The 21,063-nt window shown below is 67.2% G+C and carries 26 protein-coding genes; 21 read left to right on the forward strand and 5 right to left on the reverse strand.

The window, feature by feature from the left end:
* Window positions 1-72: 72 nt before the first annotated feature.
* Together VARPA_RS14600 and VARPA_RS14605 are read left to right on the forward strand one after the other, a co-directional pair.
* Window positions 73-1,038: an alpha/beta fold hydrolase gene (locus tag VARPA_RS14600; protein WP_013541344.1), complete on the forward strand. Its 966-nt coding sequence runs from the start codon at window positions 73-75 to the stop codon at window positions 1,036-1,038.
* A gap of 125 nt (window positions 1,039-1,163) precedes the next feature.
* A complete protein-coding gene (locus tag VARPA_RS14605) occupies window positions 1,164-1,955 on the forward strand; it encodes an SDR family NAD(P)-dependent oxidoreductase (RefSeq protein ID WP_013541345.1) in 792 nt (263 codons plus the stop codon).
* Window positions 1,956-2,050: 95 nt separating this feature from the next.
* On the opposite strand, the gene VARPA_RS14610 is transcribed toward VARPA_RS14605, so the two are convergent.
* Window positions 2,051-2,341 carry a hypothetical protein gene (locus tag VARPA_RS14610; RefSeq protein ID WP_041942905.1) on the reverse strand — a complete coding sequence of 97 codons (291 nt, stop codon included), beginning with the start codon at window positions 2,339-2,341 and terminating at the stop codon, window positions 2,051-2,053.
* Window positions 2,342-2,562: 221 nt separating this feature from the next.
* Window positions 2,563-3,429 (reverse strand): pirin family protein, encoded by an 867-nt coding sequence (locus tag VARPA_RS14615; protein WP_013541346.1) that lies wholly within the window; start codon window positions 3,427-3,429, stop codon window positions 2,563-2,565.
* 132 nt (window positions 3,430-3,561) lie between these two features.
* Between VARPA_RS14615 and VARPA_RS14620 the strand changes: the two genes are divergently transcribed.
* Window positions 3,562-4,464, forward strand: a complete 903-nt coding sequence (locus VARPA_RS14620; RefSeq protein WP_013541347.1) for a LysR family transcriptional regulator — start codon at window positions 3,562-3,564, stop codon at window positions 4,462-4,464.
* Between the two features lie 86 nt (window positions 4,465-4,550).
* Window positions 4,551-5,156 carry a 2'-5' RNA ligase family protein gene (locus tag VARPA_RS14625; RefSeq protein ID WP_013541348.1) on the forward strand — a complete coding sequence of 202 codons (606 nt, stop codon included), beginning with the start codon at window positions 4,551-4,553 and terminating at the stop codon, window positions 5,154-5,156.
* Window positions 5,157-5,230: 74 nt separating this feature from the next.
* Here the strand turns inward: VARPA_RS14625 and VARPA_RS14630 are convergent, their stop codons facing one another.
* Complete coding sequence (locus VARPA_RS14630) at window positions 5,231-6,145, reverse strand: LysR family transcriptional regulator (protein ID WP_013541349.1); 915 nt, start codon at window positions 6,143-6,145, stop codon at window positions 5,231-5,233.
* Window positions 6,146-6,277: 132 nt separating this feature from the next.
* On the opposite strand from VARPA_RS14630, the gene VARPA_RS14635 reads away from it, so the two are divergent.
* The 7 genes from VARPA_RS14635 (at window position 6,278) to VARPA_RS14665 (ending at window position 11,409) form a co-directional block, all read left to right on the forward strand.
* Window positions 6,278-7,267, forward strand: coding sequence for a 2Fe-2S iron-sulfur cluster-binding protein (locus VARPA_RS14635; protein WP_041942906.1), 990 nt, complete (start codon window positions 6,278-6,280; stop codon window positions 7,265-7,267).
* A gap of 27 nt (window positions 7,268-7,294) precedes the next feature.
* Window positions 7,295-8,554: an aromatic ring-hydroxylating dioxygenase subunit alpha gene (locus VARPA_RS14640; protein ID WP_013541351.1), complete on the forward strand. Its 1,260-nt coding sequence runs from the start codon at window positions 7,295-7,297 to the stop codon at window positions 8,552-8,554.
* Window positions 8,551-9,036, forward strand: coding sequence for an aromatic-ring-hydroxylating dioxygenase subunit beta (locus VARPA_RS14645; RefSeq protein WP_013541352.1), 486 nt, complete (start codon window positions 8,551-8,553; stop codon window positions 9,034-9,036). The genes VARPA_RS14640 and VARPA_RS14645 overlap by 4 nt, the downstream gene beginning before the upstream one ends.
* 127 nt (window positions 9,037-9,163) lie before the next feature.
* Entirely contained in the window at window positions 9,164-9,529 is a 366-nt protein-coding gene (locus VARPA_RS14650; protein ID WP_013541353.1) for a chorismate mutase, read from the forward strand.
* Window positions 9,526-10,485, forward strand: a complete 960-nt coding sequence (locus VARPA_RS14655) for a Bug family tripartite tricarboxylate transporter substrate binding protein (RefSeq protein WP_013541354.1) — start codon at window positions 9,526-9,528, stop codon at window positions 10,483-10,485. The genes VARPA_RS14650 and VARPA_RS14655 overlap by 4 nt, the downstream gene beginning before the upstream one ends.
* Before the next feature lie 19 nt (window positions 10,486-10,504).
* On the forward strand, window positions 10,505-10,825 hold the full coding sequence (locus tag VARPA_RS14660) for a non-heme iron oxygenase ferredoxin subunit (RefSeq protein WP_013541355.1): 321 nt from the start codon (window positions 10,505-10,507) through the stop codon (window positions 10,823-10,825).
* Between the two features lie 92 nt (window positions 10,826-10,917).
* The gene (locus tag VARPA_RS14665; RefSeq protein WP_013541356.1) at window positions 10,918-11,409 is read left to right on the forward strand and encodes a RidA family protein; all 492 of its coding nucleotides are present in this window, start codon (window positions 10,918-10,920) and stop codon (window positions 11,407-11,409) included.
* Between the two features lie 12 nt (window positions 11,410-11,421).
* Here VARPA_RS14665 and VARPA_RS14670 read toward each other — a convergent pair whose 3' ends face one another.
* Window positions 11,422-12,498: a DUF72 domain-containing protein gene (locus tag VARPA_RS14670; RefSeq protein WP_013541357.1), complete on the reverse strand. Its 1,077-nt coding sequence runs from the start codon at window positions 12,496-12,498 to the stop codon at window positions 11,422-11,424.
* Window positions 12,499-12,559: 61 nt separating this feature from the next.
* Between VARPA_RS14670 and VARPA_RS14675 the strand changes: the two genes are divergently transcribed.
* The 8 genes from VARPA_RS14675 to VARPA_RS14710 all read left to right on the forward strand — a co-directional run bounded on the left by VARPA_RS14675 (window position 12,560) and on the right by VARPA_RS14710 (window position 19,009).
* Entirely contained in the window at window positions 12,560-14,038 is a 1,479-nt protein-coding gene (locus tag VARPA_RS14675; protein ID WP_013541358.1) for a sensor histidine kinase, read from the forward strand.
* A complete protein-coding gene (locus tag VARPA_RS14680; RefSeq protein WP_013541359.1) occupies window positions 14,035-14,673 on the forward strand; it encodes a response regulator transcription factor in 639 nt (212 codons plus the stop codon). The genes VARPA_RS14675 and VARPA_RS14680 overlap by 4 nt, the downstream gene beginning before the upstream one ends.
* Before the next feature lie 144 nt (window positions 14,674-14,817).
* Window positions 14,818-15,312 carry a GlcG/HbpS family heme-binding protein gene (locus VARPA_RS14685; RefSeq protein WP_013541360.1) on the forward strand — a complete coding sequence of 165 codons (495 nt, stop codon included), beginning with the start codon at window positions 14,818-14,820 and terminating at the stop codon, window positions 15,310-15,312.
* Between the two features lie 2 nt (window positions 15,313-15,314).
* Window positions 15,315-16,013, forward strand: a complete 699-nt coding sequence (locus tag VARPA_RS14690; RefSeq protein ID WP_041942907.1) for an ankyrin repeat domain-containing protein — start codon at window positions 15,315-15,317, stop codon at window positions 16,011-16,013.
* Window positions 16,014-16,056: 43 nt separating this feature from the next.
* Window positions 16,057-16,701, forward strand: a complete 645-nt coding sequence (locus VARPA_RS14695) for an FMN-binding negative transcriptional regulator (protein ID WP_013541362.1) — start codon at window positions 16,057-16,059, stop codon at window positions 16,699-16,701.
* Between the two features lies 1 nt (window position 16,702).
* Window positions 16,703-16,939, forward strand: coding sequence for a hypothetical protein (locus tag VARPA_RS14700; protein ID WP_013541363.1), 237 nt, complete (start codon window positions 16,703-16,705; stop codon window positions 16,937-16,939).
* A complete protein-coding gene (tadA, locus tag VARPA_RS14705; protein WP_041942908.1) occupies window positions 16,929-18,053 on the forward strand; it encodes a tRNA adenosine(34) deaminase TadA in 1,125 nt (374 codons plus the stop codon). The genes VARPA_RS14700 and tadA overlap by 11 nt, the downstream gene beginning before the upstream one ends.
* Entirely contained in the window at window positions 18,050-19,009 is a 960-nt protein-coding gene (locus tag VARPA_RS14710; RefSeq protein ID WP_013541365.1) for an LD-carboxypeptidase, read from the forward strand. Before tadA ends, VARPA_RS14710 begins: the two co-directional genes overlap by 4 nt.
* A 42-nt stretch (window positions 19,010-19,051) precedes the next feature.
* Here the strand turns inward: VARPA_RS14710 and VARPA_RS14715 are convergent, their stop codons facing one another.
* On the reverse strand, window positions 19,052-19,390 hold the full coding sequence (locus VARPA_RS14715; protein ID WP_013541366.1) for a hypothetical protein: 339 nt from the start codon (window positions 19,388-19,390) through the stop codon (window positions 19,052-19,054).
* 264 nt (window positions 19,391-19,654) lie between these two features.
* On the opposite strand from VARPA_RS14715, the gene VARPA_RS14720 reads away from it, so the two are divergent.
* Both VARPA_RS14720 and VARPA_RS14725 read left to right on the forward strand, forming a co-directional pair.
* Window positions 19,655-20,602 carry an adenylate/guanylate cyclase domain-containing protein gene (locus tag VARPA_RS14720; RefSeq protein ID WP_013541367.1) on the forward strand — a complete coding sequence of 316 codons (948 nt, stop codon included), beginning with the start codon at window positions 19,655-19,657 and terminating at the stop codon, window positions 20,600-20,602.
* A gap of 76 nt (window positions 20,603-20,678) precedes the next feature.
* Window positions 20,679-21,032: a hypothetical protein gene (locus tag VARPA_RS14725; protein ID WP_013541368.1), complete on the forward strand. Its 354-nt coding sequence runs from the start codon at window positions 20,679-20,681 to the stop codon at window positions 21,030-21,032.
* Window positions 21,033-21,063 lie beyond the last annotated feature (31 nt).

Below are 21,063 nucleotides of genomic sequence, written 5' to 3' on the forward strand. Positions count from 1 at the left end.
GGCCTCTTTCTGGAAGTGAAGCTGAACCATAAATTCAGCTCATCCCAGCAACCGACAGAAAGGAAGTTCAACATGACCGACACCGATTTCACCCCCGCCGCCCCCTCCACATCGACCCGCCGCGCCTTGCTCGGCGGTGCCGTCGCCGTGGGCGCCGCCCTGACCATGGGCGGCACCGCGCACGCGGCCGCCGCCGCCGACGCCGTGCCGGGCTTCCGCTCGGGCAGCGCGGACGTCAACGGCACCCGCATCCACTACCGCATCGGCGGCAGCGGGCCGACCGTCGTGCTGCTGCACGGCTATGCCGAAACCGGGCACATGTGGAACCCGCTCATGCCGTTGCTGGCGAAAACACACACCGTGGTCGTGCCCGACCTCCGAGGTGCCGGTAATTCGTCGAAGCCCGAGACGGGCTATGGCAAGAAGAACATGGCCGTCGACATCCACGAGCTTGTGCGGTCGCTGGGCATTCGCAGCGTCAGCATCGTCGGGCACGACATCGGCCTGATGGTGGCCTACGCGTATGCCGCGCAGTTTCCTTCGGAGACCGACAAGGTGGTGCTCATGGACGCCTTCCTGCCCGGCATCGGCGCATGGCAGAACGTCTGGCTGCTGCGCGATCTGTGGCATTTCCATTTCCACGGTGCGACACCGCTGGCGCTCGTGAAAGGGCGCGAGCGCATCTATTTCGAGCACTTCTGGAACGACTTCGCGGCCGACCCGAAGCACTCGGTGCCCGAAGCCGACCGCCAGTTCTATGCCAGGGCCTACGCGCAACCCGGCGGGATGCGTGCAGGGTTCGAATATTTCAAGGCATTCGAGCAGGATGCGGCCGAGTTCGCCGAACTGGGCAAGACGCCGCTGCCCATGCCGATGCTGGTCCTCTCCGGTGAAAAGGCCGGCGGAACCTTCCTGATCGAGCAGGGAAAGATGGTCGCAACCCAAGTGCAGGGCGTGATCGTCAAAGGCTCCGGCCACTGGTTGATGGAAGAGGCGCCGGAGCAGGTCATTCCGGCCTTGGTCAACTTCCTGGGCTAGCGGGAAAGCTGGCGCCGCATGCGTGCCATGGGCCCCAGGATGGCAAGGGGGCTTGCCACCCTGCGGGCGGCACGCACAGCAGAACTCAGCGAACATGAACGTCGAATCAACCCAGGAGAACCAAGATGGATCTGCAACTCGATGGAAAGCTCGCCCTGGTGAGCGGAAGCACCGCCGGCATCGGCTATGCGATTGCGCGCACGCTGGCCGAGGAGGGCGCAAGCGTGATCGTGAACGGCAGATCGCAGGCGGCGGTCGACGAAGCGGTGGACCGCATCCGCTCGGAAACGCAAGGCACGGTGCTCGGCTATGCCGGGGACCTCAGCCGGGCGGACGCCGCGGAGGAAGCCGTGCGTTGTCACTCCGGCATCGGCATCCTCGTGAACAACCTGGGCATCTTCGAGGCCAAGGCCTTCGAAGACATCCCCGATGAAGACTGGCAGCGCTTCTTCGACGTCAACGTGCTGAGCGGCGTTCGCCTTTCGCGCTTGGTGCTGCCGCAGATGAAGCAGGCGAACTGGGGCCGGATCATCTTCATCTCGAGCGAAAGCGCCGTGCAGATACCCACCGAGATGATCCACTACGGCATGACGAAGACCGCGCAACTGGCGGTGTCGCGCGGCCTTGCGGAATCGCTCGCCGGCACGAACATCACGGTGAACAGCGTCCTTCCAGGACCGACGAAATCGCGCGGCGTCGGCGACTTCGTGGAAGGCATGGCGCGCTCGAGCGACAAGAGCTTCGCGCAGGTCGAGGCGGAGTTCTTCGATCACGTGCGCCCGACCTCGCTGATCAAGCGCTTCGCCTCGCCGCAGGAGGTGGCCTCGCTCGTGGCCTACGTGGCAAGTCCGCTCGCCTCGGCGACCACGGGTGCGGCCCTGCGCGTCGACGGCGGTGTCGTCAAGAGCGCCTTTTGAGGAGCGTGGCTCGCCGCAGGCTCCAACTTCGTTTCAGCGCGACCCTGTTGACCGCGTCAATGGCGGCAGCAGGCGGCAGCAGGCGGCACAGCGGCTCAAGACTTGACGCGCCCCAGGTGCAGTGCGCCTTTGCGCTCGAGCCGCCGGAGGATCGATCCCAGCGTCGAGTAGGGAATGTCGATCCCCCTGCGGACGAGTTCGCTGGCCGCCGCCTTGGGCGTGCGAATTTCCGCTGGCAGGTCGGTGACCGCCTTCAACACATCCGCCTCCCGTCCGTGCAGTGTCGGGCGCAGCTGGATGAACTGGTTCTCGGGACCCGGGCCCTTGTTGGGCACCACTTCAAGGATGCCTGTGACGCCGGTGCGCTTGCCGCTCTTCAAAGTCATAGCGCCGAAATGTGCAGGGCGGGCCTGAACGAAGTCTGAATGCGCAAGCTCGGTCCGGCAGGCGACAACGTGGATCGGGACCTGATCGATCGTTTCTCATCGCGGGTGCTTGGGCCGACGCACTTCGCCCGATACCGGTCTGATCCGGAGTGGGTTGGCGCTGGACAACGTCATGTGCTGAGCAAACAAGGAGGCCTCCGCTGCAGGAGGCCTCCGAACGCTCAGGCAGCCATCCGCCCGAAGCGGCCGCTGTTGAAGTCAGCCACGGCCTGGCGGATCTCGGCCTCGCTGTTCATCACGAACGGGCCATACCCCACCACGGGCTCGTCGATCGGCTCGCCCGACAGCCACAGCACGGTCGCATCGCTGTTGGCCTCGATCTCCACGCCGCTGCCGGCGCGGTCCAGGTGCACCAGTTGCCCTTCGCGCGCAACGGTCGTGCCGTTGACCAGCACCGTGCCGTGCAGGACGACCAGCGCCAGCGTATGGCCTTCCTTCGCGTCGAACCGGCCGATGCCGCCCTGGCCGATGCGCAGGTCCCACACGTCCATCGCGGTGAAGGTTTGCGCCGGGCCGCGATGCCCGTCGAATTCCCCGGCAATCACGCGCACCCGGCCCGCGCCTTCGGGCAGGTCCACCGACGGGATCTGCGCATCCAGCAGGGTCTGGTAGCCCGGCTCGGCCATCTTGTCCTTCGCGGGCAGGTTCACCCAGAGCTGCACCATCTCGATGGTGCCGCCTCGTTCGGTGAAGCCGCGCGAGTGGAACTCCTCGTGCAGGATGCCGCCGCCGGCGGTCATCCACTGCACGTCGCCGGGGCCGATCAGCCCGCCCGCGCCGGTGGAATCCTTATGTTCCACCTCGCCCTGGTAGACGATGGTCACGGTCTCGAAACCGCGGTGCGGATGCTGGCCGACGCCGCGCGGGCGCACCGTCGGCTCGAAGGGTGTCGGTGCCGCGTGGTCGAGCAGCAGGAACGGGCTCAGGTGCTTGCCGAGGCCCTCGTAGCCGAACAGCGAGCGCACCGGAAAACCGTCGCCCACCCAGTGCGGACGGGGAGCGCTGTAGACACCGAGGACTTTCTTCATGTTCATCTCCTTTGCGTCGCCAGAAGGAAGCTCCTGGCCGATGGATAGAGAATATGGGCCGAACGATGAAGGCAGTAGTGGGCACTATTCGCCATCAGAGTCCTATTCAAGGAACGATGAGGGCGGTTTGCGATGAAAGACCTGAACGACCTGTACTACTTCGTGCAAGTGGTGGACCACCGCGGCTTCGCGCCGGCCGGGCGCGCGCTGGGCATGCCCAAATCCAAGCTCAGCCGGCGCATCGCACTGCTGGAAGAGCGCCTGGGCACGCGCCTGATCCAGCGCTCCACGCGGCGCTTCGCCGTCACCGAGACCGGCCAGACCTACTACGGCCACTGCAAGGCGATGCTGGTGGAGGCCGATGCCGCCGACGAAGCCATCGCGCTGACCCACGCCGAGCCCTGCGGCATCGTGCGCATGACCTGCCCGGTGGCGCTGCTCGATGCGCGCATCGCCGACATGCTGGCGGCGTTCATGGTCGCGAATCCGCGCGTGGAGATTCATCTGGAAGAAACCAACCGCCGCGTGGACGTGGTGGGCGAGGGCATCGACGTGGCCATCCGCGTGCGCCCGCCGCCCATCGAGGACAGCGATCTCGTGATGCGCGTGCTCGCCGAGCGTGGGCAATGCCTCGTGGCCAGCCCGCGCCTGCTGGCGAACGGTGTCCCCGAGGTGCCCGCCGATCTGGCGGGCCTGCCGAGCATGGACCTGGGTCTGCCGGCGCACGAGCACGTGTGGAACCTGATCGGACCGGACGGCACGCAGGCGGCCATCCGCCACCAGCCGCGCCTCATCACGCGCGGCATGCTGGCCCTGCGCGCGGCCGCCATTGCCGGCGTGGGCGTGGCGCAGTTGCCCTCGATGATGGTGCGCGAGCAGATCGAGCGCGGCGAGCTGGTCCGAGTGATTCCGGGCTGGGCGCCGGAGCGCGAAATCATCCACGTGGTGTTCGCTTCGCGCCGCGGACTGCTGCCGGCGGTGCGGGCGCTGGTGGACTTTCTTGCGGATCGGTTCCAGGCGCTGGATGAAGACTGATCGATCTCGACAACCAGGCTGTTCGCTGGCCTTCGCCGTTGCCGGAGGACTCGTGAAGAGCGCAGCCCGTGCGCGATGATCGACGCATGTCAGAACAGCTTCTTCTTCCCGGAATCGATCCCCCGCCGCGGCCCCTGCCGCGACCCCGAACCAAGGCACGCCGCAAGGAGCCGCTGCCGCACACGCTCTTCTTCGCGATCTTTCCGAGTGCCGAGGACGCAGCATCGCTTGCGGCGCTCGGTGCGCAACTCAACGACCGGCATGCGCTGAAGGGAACGCTGAGCGAGGCGCATCGCCTGCATGTCACGCTGCACGATCTCGGCGGCTACGACACGGTGCCGTGCAAGAAGGTGCAGGCGGCACTCGAAGCGGCCGCTGCAGTGGCGCCGCCTTCGTTCGACGTCGTCTTCGACCACGCCATGACCTATGCGAACAGCAAGGCCTTCGTGCTGTGCGGCGAAGAGGGCACCGCCGCGCTGGCGGATTTCAGGCAGCGCCTGGGCGAAGCGCTGGCCGATGCGGGGCTCAAGCCCGACCGCAGCTTCACGCCGCACATGACCCTCGCGTACACGCGGCGCAAGGTCGAGAAGCACGCCATCGAGCCGGTGCGCTGGACCGCGGGTTCCTTCGCGCTCATCGACAGCCATGTCGGCGAAGGCCTCCACGAAGTGCTGGGGCGCTGGCCCGCATGAGCGGTCGACTATCGCGCCGACACGGCCGTGGCCGCGGTCGACCAGTTGGCGCGCCGCTCGCCAATGCCGGGCAGCTAGTCCTTGTCCGCAAAGCTGTCGAACAGCAACCCGCGCAGCCACTGATTCCCGGGATCGCGGTGCACCTTCGCGTGCCAGAACAGGTTGATCGCGATCTGCGGCAGCGCCACCGGGTGAGGGCGCCACACGAGACCGAAGGGCTCGGCGATGCTTTGCGCCAACCGCTCGGGCACGGTCGCGATCATTCCGCTCGAACGCAGGATGTGGCCGATCGCCACGAAGTGCGGCACCTTCAGGCGGATTCGGCGGTGGATGCCCTGCGCGGCCATCACGTCGTCGGCCTTGCCGTGGCCCGTGCCGGCGGCCTGCACCAGCACGTGGTCGGCGGCGCTGAAGTCCTTGAGCGACACGCTGCGCTTGCGCGCGAGCGGATGCGTGCCTGAGAAGAGGCATACGTAGCGCTGCAGGAACAGCCGGCGCTGGAACACGCCCGCCTTCAGCTGAGGGAGGAGGCCGATGGCGATGTCCACATGCCCGGCTTCGAGCTCGTCGCGCAGGTTCGTCGCAGTGTTGTTGCGCAGCGTGCTGATCGTCACGCCCGGCGCGGTGGCCGACAGCGCTTCCATCAATCGGGGCGTGAAGTAGATCTCGCCGATGTCGGTCATCGCGAGCGTGAAGCTGCGGGTGCTCGTGGCGGGGTCGAACACCACCTGCTGATTGAGCGCGGTGTGCAGCGCGCCCATGGCATAGGCGACCGGCTCTGCCAGCTGCAGCGCGAAGGGCGTCGGCTCCATGCCGCGCGCGGTGCGCAGGAACAGCTCGTCGCCCAGCAGCTTGCGCAAGCGCGCCAGCGCATTGCTGATGGCGGGCTGCGAAAGCCCGAGCGATTCGGCCACCGCCGAGACGCGCTTCTCGGCCAGCATCCGGTCGAACACCAGCAAGAGGTTGAGGTCGATGTCCTTGAGTTGCATGCCGGACCTTTATTCACATCGGTGATGGAGTCGATTCACCAAATTCTATTGGTCAATCTGCACGGGCCACGCATCATCCGTCCTCAAGAGACAAGCCGGTCCACGATGCCGGCGCAAAAAGAGAGCCCCGCGATGGACCTGCACATTCACCCCCTTGCTCGCACCCTCCAGGTTCGCCCCGGCGCGAACCTGCTGGAAGTGCTGCGCGAGCACCATGTGCCGGTGTCGTACAGCTGCATGTCGGGGCGCTGCGGCACCTGCCGCTGCAAGGTGGTGTCGGGCCAGGTGCTCGACGCGGGGCAAGACGCGGTCCGCCCAGACGGGCAGGGCGAGCGGTATGTGCTGGCCTGCCAGAGCACGCTGACCGAAAGCTGCACCATCGAGATCCCCGAACCCGACGAGGTGGTGGTGCATCCGGCGCGCATCCTGAAGGCGACGGTGACGGGCATCGACGTGCTCACGCACGACATCCGGCGCCTGCGGCTCAAGCCGAACAAGCCGCTGGAGTTTTCTCCCGGGCAGTACGCGCAACTGCAGCTCGCGCCCGATCTCGCGCGGCCGTATTCGATGGCCGGCCTGAGCCGCGATGCGGAGCTTGAGTTCCACGTGCGCAAGGTGCCTGGTGGGCGCGTGACGGCGCACATCTTCGAGCAGTTGCGCGTCGGAGATTCGGTGCGCGTGAGCGGTCCGCTTGGCACGGCCTACCTGCGCACGAAGCACCGCGGGCCGATGCTCTGTGCAGCCGGCGGCACCGGGCTCGCGCCGATCCTTTCCATCGTGCGCGGTGCTATCGCGAGTGGGCTGATGCAGCCGATCCATCTGTACCTCGGTGTGCGTTCCGATGCGGACGTGTACGGGCTCGACGAACTGCGCGAACTGCAGGCTCAACACCCGGGCCTGAAGGTGCACGTGGTCGTCGTCACCGGCCTCGCGCGCGAAGGCCAGCGCCTGGGCCTCATCACCGATGCCATCCGCGCCGACTGGCCCGGCAGCCTCGATGGCTGGCGCGCGTACCTCTGCGGCTCGCCGCCGATGGTCGAGGCGGTGACGCAGCTTGTGCGCGCCCGCGGCCTCGCGCCCGAGCAGACCCATGCCGATGCCTTCTACCTGCAAGGCACCTGAAGAATCCAGAAGACAAGGAGACCCGCGATGACCACGCAACCCGTGTTCCCCATCGAGCTTCGATGGGAGAACGACAAGACCAGCCGCATTCCCTTCATGGCCTACACCGACGAGGCGCTGCACAAGAAGGAGCTGCAGCGCTTCTTCTACGAGAAGCACTGGTGCTACGTCGGCCTCGAAGCGGAGATTCCGAACCCGGGCGATTTCAAGCGCACCGCCATCGGTGAGCGCTCGGTCGTCATGTCGCGCGACGAGGAGGGCGCGATCCATGTGTTCGAGAACGTCTGCGCGCACCGTGGCATGCAGTTCTGCCGCGAGCGCCACGGCAACAAGAAAGAATTCGTCTGCCCGTACCACCAGTGGAATTACACGCTCAAGGGCGACCTGCAGGGCGTGCCGTTCCGACGCGGCGTGAAGCAGGACGGCAAGGTCCACGGCGGCATGCCCGCGGACTTCAAGACCGAGGAGCACGGGCTCAACAAGCTCAAGGTGGCCTCGCGCGGCGGCGTGGTGTTCGCGTCGTTCGACCATGACGTCGAGTCGTTCGAAGACTTCCTCGGCCCCGACATCCTTCACTACTTCGACCGCCTCTTCGACGGCCGCAAGCTCACCATCCTCGGTTACAGCCGCCAGCGCATTCCGGGCAACTGGAAGCTGATGCAGGAGAACATCAAGGACCCGTACCACCCGGGCCTCTTGCACACCTGGTTCGTGACCTTCGGGCTCTGGCGCGCCGACAACAAGTCGGAGCTCAAGATGGATGCGCGCAGCCGCCATGCCGCGATGATTTCCACGCGCGGCAACGCGGGCAAGGCCGCGCAGGTGACGCAGGTCTCCAGCTTCAAGGAGAGCATGCAGCTGAAGGACCCGCGCTTCCTGGACATCGTGCCCGAGCCCTGGTGGGGCGGGCCGACTGCCGTGATGATGACGCTGTTTCCGAGCCTCATCCTGCAGCAGCAGGTCAACAGCGTGTCGACGCGGCACATCCAGCCGGTGGGGCACGACGCCTTCGATTTCGTGTGGACGCATTTCGGTTTCGAGGACGACACCGAAGAGATGACGCAGCGGCGCCTGCGCCAGGCCAACCTGTTCGGCCCGGCGGGCTTCGTCTCGGCCGATGACGGCGAGGTGATCGAGTTCTCGCAGCAGGGCTTCGAGCAGAAGCCCTATCACCGCACGCTCGCCGAACTGGGCGGCCGCGAGGTCGAGAACACCGACCACATGGTGACCGAGACGCTGATCCGCGGCATGTACCGCTATTGGCGCGAAGTGATGGAGGCGGCATGAAGAAGAAGCTCGATGCCAACGCCTATCTCGAGCTGGCTGGTCTCTATGCGGCCTATGCGCATGCGGTCGATTCGGGCAAGTGGGACCTGTGGCCCGCGTTCTTCATCGAGGAATGCAGCTACCGCCTGCAGCCGCGCGAGAACCACGAGCGCAATCTGCCGCTGGCCACGCTGTCGTTCGAGAGCCGGGGCATGCTCGAAGACCGCGTGTACGGCATCCAGGAGACGCTGTTCCACGACCCGTATTACCAGCGCCACGTCGTCGGCCTGCCGGTGGTGCACAAGGTCGATGACGACGGTGCGATCCACAGCGAAGCCAACTACGCGGTGTTCCGCACGAAGCTCGACGGCCCCTCGACCGTGTTCAACGTCGGCCGCTATATCGACAAGGTCGTGCCCACGCCCGAAGGCCTGAAGTTCGCCTCGCGCCTCTGTGTGTTCGACAGCGAAATGATCCCGAACTCCATCATCTACCCGATATAAGGCTCACCCCCAGGCTTGCCCACTTCGTGTGGCCTCCAACCCCCTACCGGGGGCAATACCAGCGGCCCGGCAAAGCCGGTTCCGCGGTATTCCAGAACAGACCATTGAGCAACGAGAGACAGCGAACATGCAAAAAGAACCCGAGACACACGGCGCACCGCTGCGCCGCTTCACCGATCCGGCCTACCAGCCGCTGTGCGACAACCTCGCCGGGGTGCGCGAGAACATCGACCGGCTCGATCGCCAGATCGTCGCGCTGCTGGCCGAGCGCGGCCGTTATGTGAAGGACGCGGCGCGCTTCAAGCGCGATGCCTTCCAGGTGTCGGCGCCGCAGCGCCAGCAGGAGGTGATCGACAAGGTGCGGGCGCTGGCCGAGAAGGAGGGCGCTTATCCCGAGGTGGTCGAGGCGGCGTACCGCGCGCTGATCGCGGGCTTCATCGCGCGCGAGCAGCGGGACCATCAAGGCATGGTCGATGTGGAGGCGAAGCCGTGAAGCGCGCCGTCGTTTTCGCCATCGTGGCCGTGGCCGCCGCGGCCCACGCACAGGACTGGCCGCAGCGCCCCGTGCGCATCGTCGTGCCGTTCGCGGCCGGCTCGTCACCCGACATCCTCGCGCGCATCGTCAACGACAAGCTCGCCGCGCGCATCGGCCAGCCGCTCATCGTCGATAACAAGCCCGGCGCGGGCGGCAACACCGGCACCGACCAGGCGAGCAAGTCGCAGCCGGACGGCTACACCTTCCTGCTATCGGTGAATGCGCCGCTCGTCTACAACACGGTGCTCTACAAGAACCTGCCCTACGACCCGTTCAAGGACCTCGTGCCGGTGTCGCTCGCGGCGACCACGCCCAATGTGTGCGCGGTCTCCAACTCGATGAACGTCGATTCGGTGAAAGGCTGGCTCGCGGCGATGAAGCAGAACCCGGGCAAGTTCAACTTCGCCTCGACGGGCAACGGCTCGATCTCGCACCTGGGCGTGGAACTCATCAAGCTCAAGACGAATTCGTTCGCGGTGCATATTCCGTACGCGTCGTCGGGGCAGGCGGTCACCGCGATCATCCAGGACGATGTGCAGTACGCGTGCTTGCCGCCGGTCACCGTGATGCCGCAGGCCAAGGCCGGCCGGCTCAAAGCGCTGGCCGTGACGTCGGCCGAACGCTCGGCCCTGTTGCCCGAGCTGCCCACGCTGCGCGAATCGGGTCTGCCCGACATCCAGGCCGTGCCGTGGTTCGCGTACATGGCGCCCAAGGGCACACCCAACGAGGTGGTGCAGCGCATGAGCCGCGAGATTGCGGCCGTGCTGCAGGACCCCGAGACGAAGAAGCGCCTGCAGACCGCGTACTTCGACCCCGTGGGCAGCACGCCCGAGGCGCTGGCGAAGTTCATGGGCGAGGAACTGGTCCGCTGGAAGCCGGTGATCCAGCGCGCCGGCCTCAAGCCCGACAACTGAAGAGCGAAGGAAAAAAGACATGAGCACGATGACTTGGGTCGATGCCGCAGCGGTCGACGACATTCCCGCCGACGACGTGGTGGGCATCGAGGTGCAGGGCCGCGACATCGCCCTCTACGGCACCGAAGACGGCATCCACGCGACCGACAACATCTGCACGCACGGGCATGCGCGGCTGTGCGACGGCTTTCTCGAAGGCCACGAGATCGAATGCCCGCTGCACCAGGGGCGTTTCGACGTGCGCACGGGCAAGGCGATGTGCGCGCCGCTCACGGAGGACCTCCGCAGCTATCCGGTGAAGATCGAAGGCGGGCGCGTGTTCCTGGCGTTCGAGGCGTAGCGGGCATCTGTTCCGCCTCCGGGCCACGCCATCTGTATCTGTTCTCCCTGCGCTCGGGTGGCGACAATGGCCCCCCGTTTCATGGAACACATATGACGACAGCGCAAAGCCGAGACCAGATTGCCGATCAGATTGCCGCCGAGCTGGGCCACAGCTTCGCCGGGGAAATGCTTGCGGGGGGGCACTATGTGCCGATCGTGCGCGACGGCCGCACGCTCTACACCAGCGGGCAGGTGCCGCGCGTGGGCACCACGGTGGTCGTCACGGGCCGCGTGGGCGACGTGGTGTCGCTGGAGAAGGCGCGCGAGGGCGCGCAGATCTGCGCGCTGCGCTGCCTCACGCTGCTGCGCCGCGAGCTCGGTTCACTCGACGGTGTCGAGAAGGTGCTGCGCGTGGGCGTGTTCATTCAATGCACGGCCGAGTTCACGCAGCAAAGCGAAGTGGCCGATGCGGCGTCCGATCTGCTGCACCGCGTTTTCGGCGATGCCGGCGTGCATGTGCGGACTGCGGTGGGCGTGTATCAGTTGCCGAAGAATGCGAGTGTCGAGCTGGAGATGACGGTCGCCGCGCGCGACGCCGCGTAGCGCGCTCTTCCTCTAGCGCGATGGCAGATCGACGATGTCCCGCGCGAGCGAGGCAATCGTCAGCGGGGCGCAGCCCTCGGCGTTGTTGCTCACGGTGACGAAGGCGTTCTGGCCCGCGCGCGTGGTGCCGGCAATCACCTTGGCGAGGGCCGCGCGCGTCTCGGGGTCGGGGTCGACGATCTTATCGAACGGGCCGTAGAGTTTTTCGGCATCTTCATAACCGAAGCGGCCGTGCCGGCGGTGCAGGTTCCAGCGGCACACGAGCGGCCCGGGCCACAGGGCGCGCAGCATCGGCAACTGGTCTTCGATCGGTGGCATCTTGGCGTGCAGGCCCATGCAGAAGGTCGCGCCTACGCTGCGCAGCATGTCGGCGAAGGCGGGGCACAGCAGTTGCGGGTCGCGCACCTCGACGGCGATGACGGCATCGGGCGCGGTCTGCTTCAGGCCGGGCAGTGCTTCGAGCATTTCGCCGATGCGCGTGAGCAAGGCTGGCTGGTCGGCGAGCAGTTGCGAAGGGATCGGGCTCAGCTGGAACACCAGCGCGCCGATGCGGTCACCCAGGCCTTCGAGTGCGGGCTGCACGAATTCCTGGATCGCGATCTCGCTGTTGAGGAACACGGGGTTGACCTGCGTGCCGCGGCCGCTTTCGTCGCGCACGGTGGCGTCGGTCACGAGGCTTGGTGCCTTCACCACGAAGCGGAAGTCGGCGGGCACCATCGCCGCGTAGCGCGCGTACTGGCTCGCGGTGAGGGCGCGGTAGAAGTTGCGGTCCAGGCTCACGGTACGAAACAGCGGGTGCTGCGCCAGCGCGGAGAGGCCGTTCTTCGAGAGCACTGTCTCGGCGTACTCGCCGTCCCACACGAGGTTGGCCCAGCCGGGATAGCTCCATGACGAGGTGCCCAGGCGCAGTTCCTGTGGAAGGGCGGCCGCCAATTCGACAAGCGCCGGATCGGTGAGCGCGGGAGCGACGGTGGCGCCGCCGCGCGATTTCTTCTTCGCGGGCGGCTCGGCCTCGGATGGCGGTGCGGCCGCGGGCGCCTCCAGCGGGCGCGGCAGATCGGGGAAAAGAGAGTCCTGTACTTCGCTCATGCTGGGGCCGCATTCTCGGCCAACACAGAGCGGCCTCGCAGCGGCGGGCACAATCCGCGCCATGAAACAGTGGTTGCGCTCGCAGGGTGGTTGGTGGCTGGCCTGGCTGGTCCTCACGGCCGCGGGCGCGGTGTGGCTGGCGCGCGCGGAACTCGTGCAACTGCAGCAGGACTTCGAGACGGACGCGCGCATCGCGCACCGGCTCATGAGCCAGCAGGTGGTGCAGTACGACGCGGTGCTCGCCACGCTCGCGCTGCTGGAGCCCGGCGCCGATGCGGGGCAGCCGGAGCAGCGGTTGCCGTCGGTGTACGCGTCGATCCTGAAGGTGCAGCGGCGGGCGCGCGACGAGGCATGGCCCGATCAAAAGCAGGCGGACGCGCTGGCTGCCGCAGAGGCCCGGTCGCGCAGCCAGCAGCGCGCAGAACTCGCATCGCTCGATCTCGCGCACGGCCGCTACCAGCTCGTGATCGGCGCCACGCCCTTGAGCTATGCGCTCGAAATCGACCTGGCCGGCTCCGTGCCGTGGCGCGACTGGTCGATGAATCCACAGACGAGCCCGGTGCGTGTGAGCCTGCAACGCGATGGGCTACAACTGGTGTTGCAGCCCGGTCGCATGGGCGAAGGCGGCTGGCGCTTCGGTCTCACCAAGGCGCTCGCGTCGCCGAGCCAGCCGTTCGAGCTGGTGGCAGAGCGGCAGGTCGGCTGGGGCGAACTGCCGTGGCGCAGCATCGCTGGATGGGCCGTGGCGATGGCGGTGTTGATGGCCGGCTTGCGGATGGCGCAGCGGCAGCGCATCGCACGCCGTCGGGCCGAAGAGCTGCTGCGGCTCGGACAGGTCGCGCGGCTCAATGCATTGGGCGAGCTGTCGGCGGGCCTGGCGCATGAACTCAACCAGCCGCTCACGGCCGTGCTGGCCAATGCTCAGGCCGCGCGCCGCCTGCTCGACGACGATCCGCCCGACCTCGCCACCGCCCGCGATGCGATGGGCCAAGCCGTGGTGCAGGCCCGCCGCGCGGCCGATGTGGTCGGTCGTTTGCGCCGCGTGATCGAACGGCCCGAGGCCGGCGGCGACGTGAAGCCGCTGGTGCTGCAGGAGGTGGTGCGAAGCGCGATGCACCTGCTCGCGCCCGAGTTCGCGCAGCGCGGCGTCGCGGCCCAGTTCGATGCGGGCGCGCAGGCGCCGGTGCGCGTGCAGGCCGAGGCAGTGGCGCTGGAGCAGATCGTTCACAACCTGCTGATGAACGCGCTGCAGGCGCTGGACCTCGTGCCCGCGGCTGAACGTCGGCTGGTGGTGTCGGTCGGGCGCAATGGGCAGGAGGGCGTGTTGACGGTGACCGACAACGGCCGCGGCATCTCGCCCGAGGCGATGCCGCGGCTCTTCGAGCCGTTCTTCAGCACGCGGGAGGGCGGCCTCGGCTTGGGCCTGAGCCTCAGTGAGACGCTGGCGAGCGGCATGGGCGGCAGCCTGACGGCGGCCCATGCGGCGCCGCGCGGCGCGCGCTTCACCTTGCTGCTGCCGCTGGTGGCGCAATCGACATGAACAACTCGATCACCCAGCAACCCCAGTCCCCGCTGATCCACCTGATCGACGACGACCAGGCGGTGCGCGACGGCCTCTCGCTGCTCATCGGCACGGTCGGCCTGCGCGTGCAGGGCTGGGCCGATCCGCAGGCTTTCATCGACGGCTTCGACCGCGCGAGCGTCGGCGCCATCGTGCTGGACGTGCGCATGCCCGGCATCAGCGGGCTCACGGTGCTCGACCGGCTGATGGCGCAGGGCGTCGACCAGCCGGTGATCATGCTGACCGGCCACGGCACGGTCGAGATGTGCCGCCGTGCCTTCAAGGCCGGCGCGGCCGAGTTCCTCGAGAAGCCGGTGGACGACGAGCAACTGCTCGAGGCGCTGCAGCAGGCGGTGCGCCAGCATGTGCGCACGCGCGAACGCTCGCAGGCCGACAATGCCGCGCGCGAGCGGGTGGCCCAGCTCTCGGAGCGCGAGCGCGAGGTGCTGGCCTTCATCGTGCAGGGACTCACCAACAAGGAGATCGCGCGCACGCTGGCGTTGTCGCCGCGCACGGTGGAAACGCACCGGGCCAACCTGTTCGCGAAGCTGGACTGCGATTCGCTCGCGCAACTGATCCGGCGCTATGCGGTGCTGGTGACTTCAGACGCGTGAGGTGCGCGCTCCGTAGTTCTACGGAGCGGCGGGCGTAGCCGTACGAATGGTCGCGGCGGCCGGCGTTTTCTACAGTGGCGCAGCCGTCGGCCACAACAGACAGTGGCCGGCGCATTCACCTACATCCACTGGAGAAATCAAACCATGCGTTCCACCCTCTGCCTCGCCGTCCTGCTCGCCGCATCGGCTGCACAAGCCCAGACGCCGGCTCCCGCCGTGCGCACCGAGAAGAACATCTCGCTGGCCCTCGCCAACCAGATCGCCGCCGAAGCCGTGGCCGCCTGCGCCGCCAACGGCTACAACGTCGCCGCCACCGTGGTCGACCGCGCCGGCACCGTGCGTGCCGTGCAGCGCGCCGACAACGCCGGCCCGCACACGCTGGCCTCGAGCGAACGCAAGGCCTGGACCTCGGCATCGGCCAAGAGCCCGACGCAGGCCATGATGGAAGGCGCGCAGAAGAACCCCGGCGCCGCGAACCTCGTGTACCTGCCGGGCTTCCTGCTGCTGGGCGGCGGCGTGCCAGTGAAGTCGGGCAACGAAGTGATTGGCGCCGTGGGCGTCGGCGGCGCGCCGGGCGGCCACCTGGACGACCAGTGCGCCAACGCGGCGATCGAGAAGGTCAAGGGCCTTCTGGGCTGAATGTGATGAAGCGCGGTATCTGGTCTTTCATTCTGGCTGGCATGCTCGGCCTGGGCGCATCGGCCGGCGTGTCGGCTCAGGTGCCGCCGCTCGCGGCCGAGGTGCTGGCCTATGAAGGGCTGCACCGCGCCGCCTGGCATGGCGATCTGCCGAAGCTGAAGGCGTTGATTGCCTTGGGCACGAACCTGGATCCCCGCGATGCAAGGGGGCGGACGCCGTTGCATGTCGCCACGTACGCGCGGCAGGGCGAGGCGATCAAGCTGCTCGCCAAGGCGGGCGCGAACCTCGACCGGCTCGAGGACGACCGCTATGACGCGGTGACCATTGCATCGGTCGCCGACGACCCGGCGACGCTTGCATTGCTGCTGTCGCTCGGCGCCCACCCCGGGCAGACGACGAGCCGCTACGACGGCACCGCGCTCATCGCCGCCGCGCACCTGGGCAATGACGAAGTCGTGCGCCGACTGATTGCGGCCGGCGCGCCACTCGACCATGTGAACAACCTGCACTGGACGGCGCTGATCGAATCGATCGTGCTCGGCGACGGCGGGCCGCGCCACCAGCGCACGCTGGCCGCGTTGCTCGATGCGGGCGCGAGCGTGAAGCTGACCGACCGCCAGGGCAACACGCCGCTGCAGTTGGCGAAGGCGCGCGGCTACACCGCGATGGTCAAGCGCCTGGAAGCACCGCGCGCAAGATAGGTCGGCTCGGGGACAATCGGGGTTCGCCACGAGGAAAAAACCCATGTACATGCCCCCGCAGTTCAATGCCAAGGACCCGGCGATCGCGCTGGAGTTGATGCGCTCGCACCCGTTCGCGAGCCTGATCTCGAACGACAACGACGGCCTGCCGTTCGTCACGCACCTGCCGCTGGTGGCGGAGCCGGGCGAGGGCGACGGGCTGGTGTTGTGGGGGCACTGCGCCAAGCCGAACCCGCACTGGCGCTACCTGCAGGCGCGGCCGCAGGCGGTCGTTACTTTCCTCGGGCCGCATTCGTACCTGTCGCCCCAGGTCTATCCCGACCTGGCCCGCGTGCCGACATGGAACTACCTTGCGGTGCATTGCACGGTCGAGGCCCGTTTGGTCGAGGAGCCCATGGAAAAAGACGCGCTGCTCAAGAAACTCATCGGCGACCACGAGCCCGCCTATGCCCAGCAATGGCGTGACCTGGGCGAGGAGTTCCAGCTCAAGATGCTGAACGGCATCGTCGGCTTCGAACTGAAGGTGACCGCGCTTCAGTGCAAGGTCAAGATCAACCAGCACCGCAAGGAATCGCATGCGGCCATGCGCGCCATGTACGGCGCCGGCACGCCGGACGAGCAGGCGCTGGCGGCGTGGATGGACCGGCTCGGCATGAATGCCGAAGCACCGGTGGCGGAAGGAAGCTGAGATGCGTGTGTTCGGATTGCTCGGGTTGGTGCTGGCGCTCGTGATCGTCGGTCTGATCGCCAAGAAGCAGCTGACGACGACCGTGGTGCCCGCGTTGCCCTCCGTGCCCGGCGCCGCGGCGCCCGCACCGGGCGAGGCTCCCGCCGATGTGCGCACGCAGAGCCAGCAGGTGCAGCAGCAGGTGAAGGATGCGCTCGACGCCGCGGCGCAGGCGCGCAAGATGCCGGATGACAACTGAGTTGCCCTTGCAGACAAACGACGCGCATTGGATGGCGCTCGCGCTGGCCGAGGCGCGCCTTGCGGCCGAGGCGGGCGAGGTGCCGGTGGGCGCGGTGCTGGTGAAAGACGGCCAGGTCATCGCGACCGGTCGCAACACACCCGTGGCGCAGCACGACCCGAGCGCCCATGCCGAGATCAACGCGCTGCGCGCCGGTGCCTCCGCGCTGGGCAACTACCGGCTCGACGGCTGCGAGCTTTTCGTCACGCTCGAACCCTGCGCGATGTGCGCGGGCGCGATGCTGCATTCGCGGCTGGCGCGGGTGGTGTTCGGCGCGACCGATCCGAAGACGGGCGCCGCTGGATCGGTGCTCGATCTCTTTGCGGAGCCGCGGCTCAACCACCGCACGCAGGTGCAAGGCGGCGTGCTCGCACAGGAATGCAGCGCGGTGCTGCAGGGCTTCTTCCAGCAGCGCCGCAGCGTGGCGCGCGAACAAGCCGAGCCCTTGCGCGACAACGCGCTGCGCACGCCGGCCGAACGCTTCGCTTCGCTGAACGACTACGCCTTCGCACCGCATTACGTGCAGGACCTGCCGAGCCTTCAGGGCTGGCGCCTGCATTACGTGGACGAAGAGGACGAAGAGGGCGCAGTGGGCAGCAACGGCCAATCCGCGCCTTGCCTTTGTCTGCACGGCCCCGGCGAATGGGGTTACTTCTTCCGCTATCTTGTCGGCGTTCAAGGTTTGCGCACGCTGGTGCCCGACCTCATCGGCTTCGGCAAGAGCGACAAGCCCAAGCGCGAAGCCGCGCACAAGCTCGAGTGGCACCGCGACGTGCTGCTCGAATGGCTGGACCGCGTGCAGCCACAGCCCGTGGTGCTGGTGCACAGCGTCGCGGCCAGCGAGCTCGCATCGTTGCTGCAAGCCGCGGCTGCCGATCGTTTCGTGGCCACGATCGCCGCTCCCGATGGCGGCGAGCGCATCAAGGACGCGTGGCGCGCGCCGTACCCCGACCGCGGCTACGAAGCCGCGCTGCGCGCGCTCGGACCGATCGCTTCGTCCTCGGGTCCGACGGCAGCGCAGGCCGCGCTGCTCGCGCGTTTGGCGCGCAACGCAATGGGATACTCGACCTCGTGACCAAACACATCTACATCTACTCTCCGTCCAGCGCGATCCGCGACAAGGCCGCCTTCCGGCGCGGCGTGAAACGACTCCAGGCCCTCGGCCACGAGGTCGAGATCGATCCCGACGCGCTCTCGGTGCACCAGCGTTTTGCGGGCGACGATGCCACGCGGCTCGCCGCCATTTCGCGCGCGGCCGCGAGCGGCGCCAACATCGCGCTCATCGCGCGCGGCGGCTACGGGCTCACGCGCATCCTCGACCAGATTCCGTACAAGGCCGTGGCCAAGGCGATCCAAAAAGGTACCGAGTTCGTCGGCTGCAGCGACTTCACCGCGCTGCAGAACGCGCTGGTCGCCAAGACCGGGGCCGTCACCTGGTCAGGCCCCGCGGTCGGCGAAGACTTCGGTGCCGAAGCCGGCGCCGACGACATCATGGAAGCCTGTTTCGACGACCTCGTGAGCGGGCAGGGCGAAGGCACCGGCTGGCGCATGCCGGCGCGCGATGCCGACCTGAAGTTCAAGCCGGTGGAAGACGCGGTGCTCTGGGGCGGCAACCTCTGTGTGCTGACGAGCCTGCTCGGCACGCCGTACTTTCCGGTGGTCGACAAGGGCGTCCTCTTCATAGAGGACACGAACGAGCACCCCTACCGCATCGAACGCATGCTCGACCAGTTGAAGATGGCCGGCGTGCTCGGCAAGCAGAAGGCGATCGTGTTCGGCCAGTTCACCGGCATTCGCAAGGTGCCGGGCTACGACCGCGGGTTCGGCCTGGACACGGTGGTCGATCGCCTCCGCGCGTCATTGAAGAAGGTGCCGGTGCTCACGGGCCTGCCGTTCGGCCATGTGCCGACGAAGGTGCTGCTGCCGGTGGGGGCGAAGGTGGCGATGGCGGCCGAAGGGCGCGACGTCTTCCTCGTGTGGGGGCATCGGCATGCCCATTCGCACGACCATGACCACGCGCACGCGCACTGAATGCGGCCCGGGTTGGCGGCGGCCTCGAAAGCCGCTTCGCCTTCAGCCGTTGTTGGTGAAGCGCTGATGGGTGCGCGGACCCATCGAGCCGGGCAGGCCGCCCTTGAACATGCTGTTGATGGATTTCATCTGGCGGCGGGCGGCGGATTCGCCGTCGATGGCGCTCAGCGCGGTCATCACGTCCTGCCGCAGATACCAGAGAGCCTCGACGTCGACCGCGAAGCGCACGCGCTGGCTGACGCGCTGGATCGAATGGCCGCCATGGGCCTGGAGCACCGACAGCATGGCCGTGCGAATCCGACCCAACTGGCTTTCGGTCGCCTGGCGGGAACCGAAACTGGGCAAATTCAGCAGACGAAAAATGCGGCGGAAGAGCACCATGTGACGAATAGCGTATTGCCGGAAGCCGGGACGGCCGCTACCTTAAGCTTGAGTTCGCCGTTACACAAGGTGTTAAACAGTGTTTCTTGTTTGCAAACAACAAGCTTTACGTATCAGTTTCAGCACTTATTGAAGTTTGATATCAAAAGTACTACATCTTTTGGCGGGCTCGGTTTTCGGCATATGTCAGACAAAACACGGGCAAGGGGCTGAAGAGCTTCCTGACCATAATCAACCAGCGATCGCTACCGAGTACAAGCCAGTATGGGTGTCAATGCCACAGTCGTTTTCGCGGACCTGACGGGGAGCACGAGGGTCTTCGAGGCCATGGGGAATGCGCGCGCCACCGAGACGGTGACACGTCTGACCCAGTGGATCGGCGGCGTCTGCCAGGCGCACGGCGGCCGGGTGGTGAAGTCGCTGGGAGACGGCGTCTTCGCCATCTTCTCGAGCGGCGCCGCCGCCACGCACGCGGTGATCGAGCTCCAGCGCTACCACCAGAAGCGCCTTCAGGTCTGGCCCGCGCCCTTGCGCATGGCGCTGCAGATCGGCGTGGCCAGCGGCGAAGTGGTCGAGGTGGAGGGCGACTGCTTCGGCGACGCCGTCAATCTCGCCTCGCGGCTGAGCGACCTCGCCGGCCCCGGGCAGATCTGGGTGACCGATGCGGTGATCTCGCAGCTGCGCGAAGGCAGCGTGCAGCATCGCGACCTCGGGCTCATCAATATCCGCGGGCGCAGCGAGATGTCGGTGGTGCACCGCATCGACTGGCAAGAGGACGTGACCTCCTTCCTCACGGTGCCGGCCGCGCTGGCGCCGATGCGGATTCCGGATTCGTCGTTCGGCCAGATCGAGCTGTCCTGGCTCGACGTGCGCTCCATGTTCAGCAGCGAGCAGCTGCCGATTCACCTGGGGCGCGTGGACGACGCGCAGTTCGTGGTCAACGACCCGCGCGTCTCGCGGCTGCATGCGCGCATCGAGATGCGCCAGGGCAGTTGCGTGCTGATCGACATCAGCACCTATGGGACCTGGGTGCGCTTTCACGGCAACGGCGGGCCGAGCACCGAGATCGCCCTGCGCCGCGAGGAATGCGTGCTGCACGGCCGCGGCGAAATCGGCCTGGGCGCGCCGCTGAGCGATTTCAGCGCGCCCACCATCGCCTTCAACACGACCGGCGGCGAGGTGATGCTGTCGCGCCGCGAGGTGAGTCCTTGAGAGAAGGTGCACCGGCGGCTTGCATCGGGCGTTGCTTGTGAGCCGGGCGCTGTTCGCCCTTGGCCCTGGAGCCGCTGTGAACCTCAAACAACATTCTTCTGTTTTCAAATGGGCAACCCTCGGCGCGATCGCGGCCGGTGCGTTGCTCGCCGCGGGCGCCGCTGATGCGCGCGGCCACTGGTCGGTGCAGATCGGGACGCCCGGCTATGTGGGCGGCGGTTATCCGGCGCCGTATTACGCGCCGCCGCCGGTTTACTACCCGGCACCGATCTACTACCAGCCCGCGCCGCCCGTCTACTACCGGCCGCCGCCGCCGGTGTACTACCGCCCGGCACCCATCTACAGCCCGCCGCCCGGACGCATCTACTACGGTCCCGGCTATCCGTACCGTCCGCCGAACGGCTACGAATGGGAAGACGAGCAGGACTGAAGTCCCGACCCAAGGCGCAATAACTTAAGAC

Origin of the sequence: Variovorax paradoxus EPS, assembly GCF_000184745.1 — a bacterium.
Taxonomy (GTDB): Bacteria; Pseudomonadota; Gammaproteobacteria; order Burkholderiales; family Burkholderiaceae_C; genus Variovorax; species Variovorax paradoxus_C.